The 15,322-nt window shown below is 71.6% G+C and carries 13 protein-coding genes; 3 read left to right on the top strand and 10 right to left on the bottom strand.

Translation table 11 applies throughout. The annotated features are described in order from the left end of the window. Nucleotide 1: 1 nt before the first annotated feature. The 6 genes from ispH to hpnC are packed head-to-tail and all read right to left on the bottom strand — an operon-like array spanning nucleotide 2 to nucleotide 7,475. Complete coding sequence (gene ispH, locus L942_RS28770) at nucleotides 2–1,471, bottom strand: 4-hydroxy-3-methylbut-2-enyl diphosphate reductase (protein WP_037366511.1); 1,470 nt, start codon at nucleotides 1,469–1,471, stop codon at nucleotides 2–4. Further along, nucleotides 1,468–3,372 carry a squalene--hopene cyclase gene (shc, locus tag L942_RS28775; RefSeq protein ID WP_037366514.1) on the bottom strand — a complete coding sequence of 635 codons (1,905 nt, stop codon included), beginning with the start codon at nucleotides 3,370–3,372 and terminating at the stop codon, nucleotides 1,468–1,470. Before shc ends, ispH begins: the two co-directional genes overlap by 4 nt. After that, nucleotides 3,372–4,412, bottom strand: coding sequence for a polyprenyl synthetase family protein (locus tag L942_RS28780; RefSeq protein WP_106965071.1), 1,041 nt, complete (start codon nucleotides 4,410–4,412; stop codon nucleotides 3,372–3,374). The genes shc and L942_RS28780 overlap by 1 nt, the downstream gene beginning before the upstream one ends. Next, on the bottom strand, nucleotides 4,409–5,746 hold the full coding sequence (gene hpnE / locus L942_RS28785; protein WP_037366515.1) for a hydroxysqualene dehydroxylase HpnE: 1,338 nt from the start codon (nucleotides 5,744–5,746) through the stop codon (nucleotides 4,409–4,411). Before hpnE ends, L942_RS28780 begins: the two co-directional genes overlap by 4 nt. Continuing rightward, nucleotides 5,743–6,612 (bottom strand): presqualene diphosphate synthase HpnD, encoded by an 870-nt coding sequence (gene hpnD / locus L942_RS28790; protein WP_037366517.1) that lies wholly within the window; start codon nucleotides 6,610–6,612, stop codon nucleotides 5,743–5,745. Before hpnD ends, hpnE begins: the two co-directional genes overlap by 4 nt. Continuing rightward, nucleotides 6,609–7,475: a squalene synthase HpnC gene (gene hpnC, locus L942_RS28795; RefSeq protein ID WP_200862955.1), complete on the bottom strand. Its 867-nt coding sequence runs from the start codon at nucleotides 7,473–7,475 to the stop codon at nucleotides 6,609–6,611. The genes hpnD and hpnC overlap by 4 nt, the downstream gene beginning before the upstream one ends. A gap of 150 nt (nucleotides 7,476–7,625) precedes the next feature. Between hpnC and L942_RS28800 the strand changes: the two genes are divergently transcribed. Continuing rightward, nucleotides 7,626–8,822 carry a PucR family transcriptional regulator gene (locus tag L942_RS28800; protein WP_051166318.1) on the top strand — a complete coding sequence of 399 codons (1,197 nt, stop codon included), beginning with the start codon at nucleotides 7,626–7,628 and terminating at the stop codon, nucleotides 8,820–8,822. A 123-nt stretch (nucleotides 8,823–8,945) separates the two neighbouring features. On the opposite strand, the gene L942_RS28805 is transcribed toward L942_RS28800, so the two are convergent. Both L942_RS28805 and L942_RS28810 read right to left on the bottom strand, forming a co-directional pair. After that, entirely contained in the window at nucleotides 8,946–9,695 is a 750-nt protein-coding gene (locus L942_RS28805) for an SDR family NAD(P)-dependent oxidoreductase (protein ID WP_037366522.1), read from the bottom strand. After that, nucleotides 9,695–10,360 (bottom strand): VC0807 family protein, encoded by a 666-nt coding sequence (locus tag L942_RS28810; protein ID WP_037366524.1) that lies wholly within the window; start codon nucleotides 10,358–10,360, stop codon nucleotides 9,695–9,697. Before L942_RS28810 ends, L942_RS28805 begins: the two co-directional genes overlap by 1 nt. 97 nt (nucleotides 10,361–10,457) lie before the next feature. On the opposite strand from L942_RS28810, the gene L942_RS28815 reads away from it, so the two are divergent. Continuing rightward, entirely contained in the window at nucleotides 10,458–11,441 is a 984-nt protein-coding gene (locus tag L942_RS28815) for a DMT family transporter (protein WP_235079453.1), read from the top strand. 25 nt (nucleotides 11,442–11,466) lie between these two features. Further along, nucleotides 11,467–14,184, top strand: a complete 2,718-nt coding sequence (locus L942_RS28820; protein ID WP_051166323.1) for an MGDG synthase family glycosyltransferase — start codon at nucleotides 11,467–11,469, stop codon at nucleotides 14,182–14,184. Here L942_RS28820 and L942_RS28825 read toward each other — a convergent pair whose 3' ends face one another. Together L942_RS28825 and msrA are read right to left on the bottom strand one after the other, a co-directional pair. Then, entirely contained in the window at nucleotides 14,185–14,892 is a 708-nt protein-coding gene (locus L942_RS28825) for a DUF427 domain-containing protein (protein WP_235079456.1), read from the bottom strand. A 42-nt stretch (nucleotides 14,893–14,934) separates the two neighbouring features. Beyond that, a partial coding sequence (msrA, locus tag L942_RS28830; RefSeq protein WP_037366530.1) for a peptide-methionine (S)-S-oxide reductase MsrA occupies nucleotides 14,935–15,322 on the bottom strand: 388 nt, incomplete at its 5' end.

Raw genomic sequence — 15,322 nt, forward strand, 5'->3', positions numbered from 1 at the left:
CTCAGAGCACCTCCCGAGGTAGGGTGAACGTCATTTCTTCTTCCGTCAGCGTGTTTTCCGCGACGCTGACTGGCCCCAATCCGCGCAGGGCCCCGACTGTTTCGGCCACCAGATGCGGCGGCGCCGACGCACCCGCGGTGAGCCCGATCCGCCCGGCCCCGGCGAGCCGGCGCAGATCGAGGTCGCCGCAGCCGTCCACCAGCACCGCCGGGGCGCCCTCGCGTTCGGAGACTTCCACCAGCCGCCGGGAGTTGGACGAATTCGCGGAACCCACGACCAGCACCAGATCGACTTCGCGGGCGATCGCGCGCAACGCTTGCTGCCGGTTGGTGGTGGCGTAACAGATGTCGTCCTTGCGCGGCGCGGAAAGCCCGGGGAATCGTTCGCGCAGCACGGACGCGATCTCTTCGGCCTCGTCGAGCGCCAGGGTGGTCTGCATGGTGTACGCGGTCCGTGCCGGGTCGGGTGCGGTGACCGTGCGCGCGGCCGCGACATCGCCGACGACCACCACGTTGTCCGGTGCTTCCCCGACGGTTCCTTCGACTTCCTCGTGCTCGGCGTGTCCAATGAGGAACACTGTCTCGCCGCGACCGGTGTAGCGGCGGACTTCGTTGTGCACCTTGGTAACCAACGGGCATGTAGCGTCCACTACGGACAGTCCGCGATCCGCGGCGGCGCGCCGGACCGCGGGGGAGACACCGTGGGCGGCGAACACGAGCGTCGCGCCTTCCGGCACTTCCTCGACCTCGTCCACGAACACCGCGCCGCGGCCTTGCAACCGGCGCACGACGTGGGTGTTGTGCACGATCTGCCGTCGCACGTACACCGGTGCGCCGTGTTTCTCCAACGCTCGCTCGACAATCTCGATCGCCCGCTCCACTCCGGCGCAGAACGATCGCGGGCTGGCCAGTACAACTGTTCGCGGTCCCACGGCCTCGGCCCACGCGGTGAGTGCGGGGGCGGCCCGGCGCAGGCTTCGCAGTCCGGCGAGTCCATTCGAGACCGTCGACGGACGCAGCAACGGCTCCCCGACGGTGTCCACAATAGCCCGAACCACCGCGAACGGTTCGCCCTCGGCAGCCAGCCACGCGGACTCCATGTCGACCGCCAGCGCACCACTGGAAGCCAGTGAAGCCCGTTCCCGCTCTCGCACCACGTGCGCACTGCCGAGCACGGGTCCGAGGTGGACAGCGAGCCCGAGCCGCCGCAACGCTCCCGCCAGCAGCGGCGCGGACGGGACCGGCGTCACGCCGGAAGGACCGCGCACTTCGGTGGCGACAACGACGTCGCCCGGCCGTACGGAGGGCGTGAGCCCGCCGCCGAGCCCCGCGACGATCCGCGGTCCGGACGGCAGCCGGGCCGCAGCGGCGGCGGCCCGGCGAGGCCCGAGTCCGGTGTGGACCGTCCGCGGACCGGGGCCGCGCAGCGCGGCCTGTTCGATCCGCAGCGGGGTGCAGACGATCGGGGTCATGACCCGCCCCGTACGTACCGGCCGAGCGCGGACAGCGGGAACACCACGCGGTACAGGTGATACGACAGGTAGAAGTCGCCCGGGAAACCGGTCCCGGTGTGCTTGTCCTCGTCCCAGCCGCCGTCCGGCCGCTGCCGTTCGCACAGCCACTCGACGCCCCGGGAGACCACAGTGGACTCCCGCTCCCCGGCGGCCAGCAGCGCCAGCAGCGCCCACGCGGTCTGCGACGGCGTCGAGTCACCGCGTCCAGCCCACGCCCGGTCGTCGTACGACCGCAGGTCCTCGCCCCAGCCGCCGTCTTCGTTCTGGTGCTCGGTCAGCCACTGCACCGCGCGCCGGATCCGCGGATCCGTCCCGGGGATCCCGGCCGCGACCAGCGCGGGCACCACCGCGCCCGTGCCGTACACGTAGTTCGCGCCCCAGCGGCCGAACCAGGAGCCGTCCTGCTCCTGGTGGTCCAGCAGCCACCGCACCCCGCGACGGCAGGCGCGAGTGCCGGATTTCCCTTCCGCGGCCAGCATTTCGACCACGTGCGCGGTCACGTCCGCCGACGGCGGGTCGATCACCGCGCCGAAATCGCAGAACGGCAGGCGGGTGGCCAGCACCTGGGTGTTGTCCGCGTCGAACGCGCCCCAGCCGCCGTCGCCGGACTGCATTCCCTCCAGCCACGCGACGCTCCGGTCGACCGCCTCGCGGATCCGCAGGTGGTCCGGTTTGCCCATCCGCCGCAGCGCGAGCACCACCTCGGCGGTGTCGTCGGTGTCCGGATAACCGTCGTTGGCGAACTCGAACGCGAATCCGCCCGGCGCCAGCGAAGGCCGCCGCACCGCCCAGTCGCCGGGCACCCGGATTTCCTCGCCCAGCACCCATTCCGCGGCGCGGACCAGGGTTTCGTCGCCGGGGGAGACGCCCGCGTCGAGCAGCGCGGTCATCGCCAAAGCGGTGTCCCACACCGGCGACTGGCACGCTTCGAGCCGGCGCACCCAGCCCTGCTCGGTCTTCTCCCGGATGGTGAACCCGTCCAGCCCGGCGATCCCGGCCTTGAGCGCGGGATGGTCGAGCGGGTAGCCGAGCAAGTGCAGGGCGAGAATCGAGTACACCCAGGGCGGCTGGATCCCGCCCCACGAACCGTCGGCCTCCTGCCGGGCGAGGATCCACTCCGCCGCCTGCTTCATCGCGAGCTTGCGCACCGGGTTGAGCGGCAGTTTCGCGTAGGCGTGCAGCGCGGTGTCGAGGTTCTCGAACACGCCGTCCCACGTCCACGGCGCGCGCGTCTTCGGCGGACGCTTGCCGGTGCGCAGCTCGGAGACGTCGAACGGCAGCTTCCGCACCGGGCGCAGCGTGCCGACGATGGTCAGCGGCACGATGGTCTGCCGCGCCCAGCAGGCGAAGTCGTAGACGTTGAGCGGGAACCACGACGGCAGGAAGATCAGCTCCGGCGGCAGGCTCGGCAGGTCGTCCCACGACCATTGGCCGACCATCGCGAGCCAGATCCGGGTGAACACCCGCGTCGCCTCGATTCCGCCGTGCTCGCGGATCCACTCCGCGGCGGAGGCCAGCCACGGGGCGTCCGCCGGATCGCCGGCCAGCCGGAGCGCGACCCACGCCTCGACCGTGGTGGACAGGTCGGCCGGGCCGTCCGGGAAGTTCGCCCAGGTGCCGTCGGCGCGCTGCTGCGAGCGGATCCAGCGCGCGGACTCCTCGGCGGTCTGCGGCGTCAGAATGCCGAGGAAATGCCGCAGCAGCAGGTCTTCGGCGTCCATCGTGACGTTGGTGGCGAGTTCGCCCTTCCACCATCCGGCGCGGTCCTGCTCGCGGCGCAGGAATTCGACGGCCGCGGCGACGGTGTCGGCGGCGGTGCGGGCGGCGGGCGCGGAGGTCCGGGGGACGGTCTGGGTCATCACGCTTCCCTTCCGGCGATGAAACGGGCGATCGAGACGAGGTCGGCGCGCGGGCCGGGCGGGACGGCGGCCAGCGCTTGTTCGGCGGTCGCGACGTGCCGCGCCGCTTCCGCGGCGGCCCATGCGCGGCCGCCCGCGTCGTCCACCAGCGCGGCGATCCGGGCGAGATCGGTGTCGTCGTCCCCGGCGAGCCACTCGGCCAGCCGGCGGCCCGCGGCGCCGCCGTGGGTGGTGGCGTAGGTGATCGGCAGGGACTTCTTGCGCGCCCGCAGGTCGGAGTACACGGACTTCCCGGTGACCGCCGGGTCGCCCCAGATCCCGAGCACGTCGTCGACGAGCTGGAACGCCAGGCCGATCTCCTCGCCGAACACGGCCAGCGCGTCGACCACTTCGGCGGGCGCACCGGCGAGCACGGCCCCGATCGCGGCGCTGGCGGACAGCAGCGCGCCGGTTTTCCCGGCGGCCATCGTCACGCATTCGGCGAGCGTGACGTTGTCGCGCTGTTCGAACGCGACGTCCAGGAACTGTCCGTGGATCAGCCGGCGCGTGGTCTCGGTGAGCAGCCGGCCGGCCGCGACCGCGTTCGGGGAACCGCTGTCCAGCACCACTTCCTGCGCGAGCGCGAGCATCGCGTCCCCGGTCAGGATCGCGCTCGCGGACCCCCACAGCGCCCACACCGTGGGCCGGTGCCGGCGTTCGGTGTCGCCGTCCATCAGATCGTCGTGGACGAGCGAGAAGTTGTGCACCAGTTCCACCGCGACCGCGCCGGGCACGCCGGTTTCCGCTGGTGCGCCCGCGGCCTGCGCGGACACGACGGCGAGCGCCGAACGCACGGCCTTGCCGCCGTTTCCCTGCACTGGCACGCCGTTCGGGTCGGTCCAGCCGAGGTGGTAGGCGCTGATCGCGCGGCTGGTGTCGTCCAGCCGTTCGACGGCGGCGCGCAACGCGGGCTGCACGACGTCCCGGGCGCGGCCGAGCACCGGCGGCGCCGCGGAACGCGCAGCGGTCGTCTTCGCGGCAGAAAATACGTCGGCGGTCATGCTCCGACTCCCTCCCTCTTACCGTTGTGCTGAAGAAGGGCAGCGGCCGCAGCTGCGCCACTGCGCGCGGCACCTTCCATCGTCGCGGGCCATCCGGTCGCGGTCCACGCGCCCGCCAGGTACAGCCCGGGCAAGGCGGTGCGCGCGGGCGGGCGGAGCGAGGCGGTGCCGGGACCGGGCCGGAACGTCGCGTGCCGCTCGCGGGTGACGAAAAAGTCGAGCACCCGCGCGCCGCGCGCCTCGGGCAGCAGCGCCAGCAGTTCGGGCAGCAGCTGCTCGCGCAGTTTCGCGGTGGGCAGGTCGATCTGCGCGTCCGCCGCGGACAGCGACATCGCGAGGTACTGCCCGGAGTCCAAACCGGACTGTCGCGTTCGGTCGAACACCCATTGCACCGGCGTGCGCACGCCGGCGACGAACGGTTCGTCGAGGACTTTCCGGTCGAGCACCACGTGCACGTTCACGATCGGCGAGCTGCCGAGCCCGCCGGACCAGCCCGGCGGCAGCCCGATCGCCCCGGCCGGCGCGAGCTGTTCGGTCACCGGCGGGGGAGTGGCGAGCACGATCTGGCCGAACTCCTCCTCGCCGCGGTCGGTGGCGACCCGCCAGCCTTCGCTGATCGCGCGCACCTTCGTGCCGACCCGGACGTCCGCCCCGGCCTCGAGCAGCCGCTCGCGCGCGGGGTCGCCGTGCAGCTCCCGCAACGGCACCAGCGACCAGCCGATGTCGGCCGCGGCCGGATCGGTGAGCAGCCCCTCCTGGAACACTGTCGCGGCGAGACTGAGCGACGCGTCGTCGGCCGTCGCGTTCAGCGTGGCCACGCCGACCAGATCCCACAGCGCTTCGATCGCCGCCGCGCTCTGTCCGTGCCGCCGCAGCCATTCCCCGAAGGACTGGCGGTCCGTGCGGTCCGCCTTCGGGTCCACCCGGCGCAACGCGAGCGCGGCGAGCGCGAACCGGGCCCGGTCGAGCGGGCGCAGCGGGTCGTAGCGCAGCAGCGAGGTGGCCAGGTGCAGCGGCGCGGGCAGGTCGTCGCGCCGCAGCCAGGTCGGCTCCGCCGCGCCGGGCAGCCGGATCGGGATTTCCAGCCGCGGCTGCAGCACCACCCGGTCCGCGACGCCGAGCCGGTCGAGCAGCGCGCGATAAGCGGTGCAGCAGCGGAGAAACACGTGCTGTCCATTGTCGACATGCAGCTCGCCGCGGGTGAACGAATGCGTGAGCCCGCCCAGCTGCGGCCGCGCCTCGAACAGCGTCACCGGCGCTCCGGCGTCGGCGCAGGCGAGCGCCGCGGCGATGCCGGCGAGCCCGCCGCCGACCACCGCGACCGGGGCGGTCATCGGCCGATCCCGGTCAGCGCCCGGAACGCCACCACCGCCTTTTCCCTGCCGGACAACGAAAGCCGCCGGTCGAACACGCGCGCGGGCTGTTCGTCGATCCGGTCCAGCAGGGTGCGGTAGATGCCCGACATCGCGGTGCAGCACGCGGCGCTGCGACCGTCCAAAGAGGGCACCAGGCGAAGGCCGCGGGAGTACCAGTCGCGGGCGCGCGCGGCGCTGTCGTGGATCAGCGCGGCGAGCCCGCCGCCGGGATCGGCCAGCTTGCCGTCCGGACCGACGGACAGTTCGACGCCGAACCGGTCGAGGTCCTCTTTGGGCAGATACACCCGGCCGTTGAGCAGGTCCTCGCGGATGTCGCGGAGGATATTGGTCTGCTGCAAGGCAATCCCCAGCTCGTCGGCGTACACCGGGGCGTTCGGCTCCGGACGGCTGCCGAACACGCCCAGGCACAGCCGCCCGACCGAACCCGCCACGCACCGGCAGTACTCGACCAGTTCCTCGAACCGCACGTACTCGCGGCCGGTCACGTCCATCTCGACGCCGTCGAGCAGTTCCTCGAACGCGCCCAGCGGGATCGGGTGCCGGCGTGCGGCGTCGGCGACCGCCACGTACACCGGATCCGTGGCGGCGGACAGGTCGCCGAGCGATTTCCGCACCGCGGCGAGCCCCTGCAGCTTGGTCTCGGCGGACGCTTCGGGGTCGTCGCCGATGTCGTCGACGATCCGGGCCAGCGCGTACACCGCGCACAACGCCGCACGTTTGCCCGGCGGCAGCAACCGGATTCCGTAGTAGAAGTTGCGGGCTTGTTTCTTGGTGACCTCCGCGCAGTGCGCGTAGGCCTCGTCCACCGTCGTCGCTGTCGTCATCCGGACCGCCTCCTCGTGCCGACTTGCAGCCACCCCAGCCAACTCAGCAGTCCGGCCCGGCTCGGCCGGACCGGCGCGGACAGCACGTCGCCGCCGCTCGCGCGCAGCGCGTCGACCGTCGCGAGCCCGCCGGCGAGGAAGCCGCTCACCGCGAGCCGCCCCCAGCCGGACAGGCGCCCGAGCACATCCGCGCCGCCGCCCAGCAGGGCGGCGGCGCGGTCGGTTTCCCACCGCATCAGCGCTTTCAACCGGGGCGACGCGTGCGCGGCGCCCAGTTCCTCCTCGGCCACGCCGAACTCGGCGAGATCCTCCTGCGGCAGGTACACGCGCCCGTTGCGGTAGTCCTCGCCGACGTCCTGCCAGTGCTCCACGAGCTGGAGTCCGGTGCAGATCCGGTCGGACAGTTCCGCCGCGCGCGGATCCCCGACGCCGAGCAGGTCGAGCACGATCCGCCCGACCGGGTCCGCGGAAAGCCGGCAGTAGGCCAGCAAGTCGGCGAAGACCGGGTAACGGCGCACGTGCTGGTCTTGGATGTTCGCCTGGACCAGCCGCTGGAACGGCTCCTCGGTCAGCCGTCCGGCGCGGATCGCGGGAAGAAGTCCACGGACAGCGGGATCTTTCGGTTCCCCGTTGCCGAACGCCGCGGACAGTTCGGCGGAGAAAGCCTCGAGCTGCGCCACCCGGTCGCCCTCGGCCTCGTCGCCCAGATCGTCCACAGTGCGCGCGACGGAATAGACCGCGACGAGGTCGGCGCGCAGCTGTTCCGGCAGCACCCGCAGGGCCACCGGGAAGTTTTCCGCGCGCCGTTTCTCTCGCAGCCCTGACGTATCCGGAGCATGACGGACACCCGATGTGGCTCTCATCCCCGCCAGTGTCGCAACCCCGGTCGGGCGGCTTCTGCCGCCGGAAAGCGAATTTCGGTGGCTTCGACTTGGCACGAGAGGCCAAAGTGGGGACAGGATGTCCCGAGGCGACCCGAGACCGCTGCCTGCGACGGAAGGACTCCCGGACACATGGGACCAGATCAGGTGACCCGGCTTGACGAACTGGAAACGGTGGTGACCCGCCGGTTGCCCGCCATCCTCAACGAGGTCCGCGACCAGCTCGCGGACGAGCATCCCGACTACGCGGAGTTCCTGACCGAAGAACTCGCCGACCTCGTGGCCGCCAGCGCGGGGTTCGTCCGGCGGCTGATCGACATGGCGGCCGAGCCCGACGAGCGGCTGCCGGAGCTGGGGTCCGGCGTGGAGCAAACGGTGTTCGAGGAAATCGGGCGCGCGCAATACCAGCAGGGCAGGCGCGTGACGAGCCTGCTGTCCGCGTACCGGGTCGGCGCGCGCGTGGCGTGGCGGCACGTTTCGGAAGCCGCGCTCGCTCTCGACGTGCCCGCCGAATTGTTCGCCTCGCTCGCCACCACGGTGTTCGCTCTGGTGGACCAGCTTTCCGAATCGTCGCTGCGCGGTTACCTGCAGGAGCAGTCAGACGCGGTGCGCGCGCGGGAACGGCTGCGCGACGAACTGACCGCGCTGCTGCTGTCCGACCGCGCGGACAAGGCCGCGGTGCGCGCCGCGGCGGCGCGCGCGGACTGGCGGTTGCCGAAGCACGCCGCGGTCGTGCTGGTGGAGGACGACAACGAACTGGGGCGGGAATTGGTGTTCCGCCTCGAAGACAGCTGCCTGCGGCTGCGCCGGCCCGGCGTGGTCGTGGCGATCGTGCCGGACCCGGGCGGACCCGGCAGGCGCGCGTGGCTGGCTCGCGCGCTGCGCGGCGGCGGCGCGGTGGTCGGCGCGACGGTGCCGCTCGACCGGCTCCCGGCCAGCCTGCGCATCGCCGAGGTGACCGCGCGGCTGCGCCGGGACCACCTGCTCAGCGACGATCCGGTGTTCGCCGACGAACACCTCGACGCGATCATCGTGCACCGCGACGACCGGCTGCTCGACGTGCTGAGAAGACAGGCGCTCGCCCCGCTCGCCGAGCTGAACGAATCCGCGCGCGAACGGCTGTCCACCACGCTCACGTCGTGGCTGCTGCATCTGGGGGACCGCAAGGCGGTCGCGGAGGACCTGCACATCCACCCGCAGACGGTGTCGTACCGGCTCGGCCGCCTGCACGACCTGTTCGGTCCGTCGCTGGACGACCCGGCCGTGCGCGCGACGCTGGTGCTGGCTCTGGCCTGGGGGCCGCCCGGGGAGCCGGACGAGATCGCCTGATAGGGGAATTCCCCTGATGCGGCAGCACCGGGGACGTGCTTGGCTCTGCGCAGCGGGGGTACCCGGGGAAGAACCGGGCGTTCGCACATGGGGAACCCGGGGGAGGAGGTTCGCGTGCAGCCGTCAGCTTTCGGCGCCGAAACGCGCCGCGAGCGTGCGGTACGGGCCGGGTGCCGCGCCGCGCAGCGCGACAGGGATCCGCAGCCAGCGCGGCACGTAGTAATCGCCTGGACGCGCGGCGGCACGCACCACGGCGGCGGCCACGCGCTCGGCGCTCACCGGACGAGGAGTGCTGCGGGTGTAGGGACGGCCGCGGCGCGCAAAGAATTCTGTGCGCACCACACCGGGAACCACGATTCCTACCGTTACTCCGGTGCCGTGCAACTCGAATCGAAGGCTGTCGGCGAAAGCGTCCACACCGGACTTCGCCGCGGCGTACACGGCTTCCCCGGCGACGCCGGTGCGTCCGGCGATCGACGAGACGAAAACGATCTGCCCGCGGTCGCGTTCCAGCATCGCGGGCAGCAGCGCGCGGGTCAGGTCGAGCGGCGCGGTCAGGTTCACCGCGACCAGGTGCCGCAGCCGTTCGCCGGACAGTTCCGGCAGCGGACCGGCCCAGCCGAGACCGGCGTTGTTGACGAGCAGATCCACCGATCCGGTGACAGCCAGCGCGCGTTCGGCAAGCCTCGCGGCGGCTTCGGGGTCCGCGAGGTCGGCGGCGAGCGCGGTGCCGCCGGTTTCCTGGGCGAGGGCGGCCAGCCGGTCCTCGTCCCGGCCGTGCAGCAGCACGTGGACGCCGGACCGGGCGAGCTCGCGCGCGGTAGCGGCGCCGATGCCGGACGACGCGCCGGTGACGAGGGCGGTGCGGGCCATCAGGCGGCGGGCAGCGCGGCCGGACGGTGGCCCATGCGCAGCGTGATGCCCGCCGAGCGCAGCGAACGCCGGAACCACCACAGCGAGCCGGCGATGGCCAGCCCGATCACCGAATACGACCCCGCGGTGCTCACCATCAGGAAGTTGCCGACCGTTTCCCGCGCGAGCATCAGCAGCGTCACGCCGCCGTTCACCGCGAAGACGAGTCCCCACAGCACCGACACGCGCTGGAAGAACCTGCGCATTCCGGGGTGCCCGGACAGCGAATCGGGGAATGCGCAGAAATCGCCGGCCAGCCGGGCGAGCAGCGGTTTGTTGAACGGCGCGGACACCAGGAACAGGCCGGCGACGAGGAAATTCTGTAGAGTCGGCTGCAGGAAGTACAGGAAAGCGCTGCCGGTGGCCAGGCCCAGCACAGTGCGCGCGACCAGCAGAGCCGTGGTCAGCAGCAGCACGGCGGGGATCTTCTTGCGCAGCGCCAGCCGGGTCCCGACCACGGCGACCGACCAGCACAGCGCGGCGATGACCCCGCTGTCGAAGCTCACCAGGGTCAGCAGGAGATAGAACAGGCCGGCCGGGACCAGCGTCGACTCCAGCAGGTGCCGGCCCCCGTCCACGACGAGACGGCGGAACGAGGGGAGGTCGATCGTGTGGTGGTGTCGCATGCGGGTTCTGCTGCCTCCGGTGCCAACCGGGCGACTCGGCCTGGACAAGGCTTGAGCATAAGCACGGCGGATGGGGACGGTGTGAGGTGAGGAGTCCGTGACAGTTACGGGGATGTCGCTGGTGGTCGCGGTCCCCGCCGCCGTCGCCGGCGCGGCGTGCATGGGACTCGCGAGCGCAGCGCAGGCCAGGGCGACCAAAGAGGTGGAAACCGGCAAACCGCTCGACCTGACGCTCTTCAAGCGGCTCGTCGGACGCCCATTGTGGCTCATCGGGATCGCCGCGACCATCCTGGGGCTCGCCCTGCAGCTCGTCGCGCTCGCGTTCGGGCCGTTGCTGCTGGTCCAGCCGCTGCTCGTGACGTCGCTCATGTTCGCCGGGCTCGCGTCCGCGCGGCTGGAGCGCCGCCGCCCGGACCGCACGATGAGCGCCGGCGGGCTGCTCTGCGTCGCCGGGCTGGCCGCGTTCCTCGTGATCGCCCGGCCGAGCGGCAACAGCGAAACGCTCGTCAGCGGCGGCGACCTGCTGCCGCTCGGCATCGCGCTCGCCGCGCTGACCCTGGTGTCGCTGGTTGTTGCCGCGTCAACGAATTCCGGCTCGTGGCGGGTGCTCGGGCTGGCGGTCGCCACCGGCGTGCTGTACGGCCTCACCGCCGGGCTGATGAAGGTGGTCGCGGGCCAGTTCCGGCTGGGGATCGACGAACCGTTCCGGCACTGGACGCTGTATCTGGTGTGCGTCGTGGGGCCGCTGGGATTCCTGTTGAGCCAGAACACGTTCCAGCAGGGCCGGTTCCTGACGCCCGCGCTCGCCGTGATCACCGCGCTGGATCCGCTGGTCGGCGTGGCGATCGGGCTGTCCTGGATGGGCGAATCGGCCGACGGGAGGCCGCTCGCGCTGTTCGGCGAGGCGCTGGCCGGGCTGGTGATCGTGGTCGGGATCGCGCTGCTGTCGACGCGTGCGTCGCATTTGTCGGCGGAGTCGGAAAAGCCGCCGGCCGAAGAGGAAACCGCATCGGAAGAATCCGGCGAACGGCCCGATTCGGACCCGGACGACGGGTACGGGCTCGCCGGGACGGCCTGCTAGCGAAAAGGGGACCGCGTTGGAGCGCGTGCTGATCGTGTCCGCGAACATGGGGCAGGGGCACAACGCCACGGGACGCGCGCTCGAGGACGCGATCCGGCAGCGCTGGCCGGACGCGACCGTGAAGTGGGTCAACGCGCTGGAGCGGCTCGGCCCCGGTTTCGAGGGGCTTTTCCAGCGGATTTACGTCGCCAATGTGGAAAGCGTCCCGTGGCTGTACGAGTTCTTTTACGGCGCGATCTGGCGGATTCGGTGGTTCGCCGCCGCGTCCCGATGGTTCACCGCGGCGTGGTGCGGCCGGCGGCTCGCGAAACCGGTCGCCGCATTCGCGCCGGACCTGGTGCTGTCGACGTATCCGATGGGCACCGCGGGACTGGCCTGGCTGCGCCGCAAGGGAAAACTGTCCGTGCCGATCGGTGCGTGGGTTTCGGACTTCGCGCCGCATCCGTTCTGGGTTTACGGCGCGGCCGATCTCACCATGGTGATGCACGACGTCGCGGTCGCGCCCGCGCTGCGCTCGTCGCCGTCGGCGCACGTGGGGGTGTCCGCGCCGCCGGTGCGCGCAGTGTTCCGGCCCGGAGACCAGACGGCCGCGCGGCAGGAGCTGGACTTGCCGCCGGACGCGTTCGTCCCGCTGGTTTCGTGCGGCTCGCTGGGTTTCGGCGAAATCGAGCTCACGGTGCGGGAATTGCTGGCGGCGGACCCGTCGGTGGTGCCGATCGCCATCTGCGGCCGCAACGACGCGGTCGCCGAACGGCTGCGGGCACTGGACGAACCGCGGCTGCGCGTGGTCGGCTGGACGGACGAGCCGGAGCTGTACACGCTGGCGGCGGACGTCGTGGTGACCAACGCGGGCGGGGCGACTTCCCTGGAGGCGCTGGCGTGCGGGCGGCCGGTGCTGATGCATCAGCCGATCGCCGCGCACGGCAAGGCAAACGCCCGGTTGATGGCCGCGGCCGGGCTCGCTGTGGTGTCCACAAAGGACGGTGAGCTGACGGCGACGGTGCGGAGCCTGCTGGCCGAACCGGAACGGCTCAAGGAGATGGCGGAGGCGGTCGCCCGGCATTGCGAGACGGCCACCCCGCTCGGGGAAGCGCTGGAGTCGCTGGTTTCCGCGCCGTTGAACCCGCCGACGCAGCGGCTCCGGCCGGAGGACGCGCTGTTCGTGCACGTGGCCACCCCGGAGGTGCCGCAGCAGGTCGGGGCGGTGCTGTTGTTCGACCCCAAGGCGGACGGCACGCCGGTCACCCACGCCGACGCCGAACATCTGCTGGCCGCGACGCCGGGTTTGCGGACCCGGCTGCTCCCCGGCAGCGGCCTGTGGCGCGCGCGGTGGCAAGAGGACCCGGGGCGGACGTCGGCGGATGTGCTGACCTCCGTGCGGGTCGGCCCGGATGCTCCGCTGGACGCGGTTCTGACCCGCGAGATGGACGCGTTCTTCTCGGAACCGGTGTCGCCGGAACATCCGGTGCGGGCACGGCTGGTGACCGGGATCGAGGGGGAGCAGGGGGCGCTGCTGATCGCGCTGCACCACGCGGCCAGCGACGGGATCGCGGTGATCAGCGCGCTGGTGGGGCAGGCGAGGGGGAAGGAACCGCTGGAACCGGCGGCGGCTCCTCGGCGGAGGGGATGGCTGCGCCGCCCCAATGTGGCATTGGGTGCGTCTCGCGCACCGAACGCCACATTGGGTGCGTCGCATGCACCGAATGCCACTTTGGGTGCATCAGACGCACCGAATGCCGCATTGGGTGCGTCTGGTGTACCGAATGCCGCATTGGGTGCGTCGCATGCACCGAATGCCGCATTGGGTGCGTCGCACGCACCGAATGCCACATTGGGGCGCAACGGGTCCCGGCCCAAGCGGAGCACGGTTCGGGCGCGGCTGGCCGGGCTGGCAGCACCGGTGCGCGGGGTGCTTGCGCGCGTGGCGGGCCCGGTATGGCACGGGCTCGATCGGCCAGCGGAAGCGTGCGGTGATTCGGGCAAAGCCGACAAACCCGGCCCAGGCAGCAAAACGCGCGCCCAAGCCGCGGAACTGGCGCGCGGCGTCTGGACCCTTGCCCGAGCCGGCGCCGCACCCCGGGTGAACTGGGACAAGCGGATCGACACTCCCCGACGCCACTTCGCGCGGGCGCATCTCTCCGCCCCCGAAGTCCGGAAAGCCGCGCGGCGGGCCGGGGTGCCGACGACCAACCTCGTCCTCGCGCTCGTCGCCGAGGCCCTGCACCGCGAGCTGGGCGGCACCGCGCCGGAGCGGTTGCGCGTGCTGATCCCGATGTCGGTCCGCGACACCGGCACCTTCCGGCAACTCGGCAACCACACCGGCGCGGCTTCAGTGGACCTGCCGACTGGCGCGATGTCGCTGTCGGAGCGGGTGCGGGCGACGGACCGGATGCTGTCCGAGCAGGTCGGCCGCGGCGCGCCGCGCGCGGGCAACGCGGTCGTGCGCGTGCTCGGGATTCTGCCTCCGGCGCTGCATCGCCGGGCGGCGAAGCTCGTCTACCGCGGCACCTGGTTCAGCGTCATCGCCTCGGTGCTGCCCGGCGCGCGGTCGCCGGTGGTGCTCAACGGCGCGCTCGTCCGCACGGTGTACCCGGTGTTGTCGTTGGCTCCCGGGGTCCCGGTCGCGGTGGGCATCATGACCTGGGCGGACCGGTTCACCGTCTGCATCACCGTGCCTGCCGGGCAAGACGAGCGCGGGGACCGGCTGGCGGCCGCGGTCGTGGAGGCGTTCGGTCGCGTGTAGTCACTGCGAGAAATGCGTGTGCGGGCGGGGGAGAAGTTCGCCGTCTACCTCGATGTCCACCATCTCGTTGTAGAACGCGATCAGTCCGGCGATGGGCTGGACGGCCGCGGCCGGGCAGGCGTACGTCCACGCGAGATGCTCGTGCAGGACGTCGCCGACCCGGACGGACCAATAGCCGGACGTCTCGCCCTTGTACGGGCAGGCGGTGCCCATCCCGGGTTCGGCGACGAGGTGCGTGAAACCGACTTCGGTGCGGTTGAAGTAGTACCGGGTCGGCAGACCGGTTTCGAACAACAGCACCGGCGACGGCGATTCCGCCAAAGTCACGCCGTTGAGCCGCACGCGGACGTGCCGCGTCGAGCGCAAAGCGTCCACCCGCGTGTACGGATTGCGCGGGTGGACGAAAACCTGCTCGTCTTCTTCGAACCAGGCGTCCAGAGCGTCCCAATCGAACCGGACGTGTCCGGGCAGGACAGAGTCGTTTACCCAAGCGGCAGCAGGCTTTTCGGTCTCGCCGACACGCAGCGTGTGCCGCCGGGCCGGACCGTCCACCTCGGCCTCCGGCGCCAGCGCGCCGGGGAGGACGTCGTCGAGCGGGAAGTAGAACTGCGGGTAATACGGCCATTCCCAGACGTATTTGGCCCGCGTGCTGTCCACAATGGTCTTCCCGGCGAGCATTCCGCGCACTCGCCGGGGGACCGGTTCCACGTGCCCGGTTTCGACTGCTGCCGCTGGATGACCGGACATCGGTCAGCCGCGTTTCGGGAGTTTCCAGCCGGGGCGGGGGAAGTGGCAGGTGTAGCCGTTGGGGTAGCGCTGGAGGTAGTCCTGGTGTTCGGGTTCGGCTTCCCAGAAGTCGCCGGCGGGGGTGACTTCGGTGACGACTTTGCCGGGCCAGAGGCCGGAGGCGTCGACGTCGGCGATGGTGTCTTCGGCGATGCGTTTCTGTTCGTCGGTGGTGTAGAAGACGGCGGAGCGGTAGCTGGTGCCGATGTCGTTGCCTTGGCGGTTTTTGGTGGTGGGGTCGTGGACCTGGAAGAAGAACTCGAGGAGGGTGCGGAAGTCGGTTCGCTGCGGGTCGTAGGTGACTTCGATGGTTTCGGCGTGGGTGCCGTGGTTGCGGTAGGTGGCGTGGGGG

Origin of the sequence: Amycolatopsis orientalis DSM 43388 (assembly GCF_000411975.1) — a bacterium.
GTDB classification, from domain to species: Bacteria; Actinomycetota; Actinomycetes; order Mycobacteriales; family Pseudonocardiaceae; genus Amycolatopsis; species Amycolatopsis orientalis_D.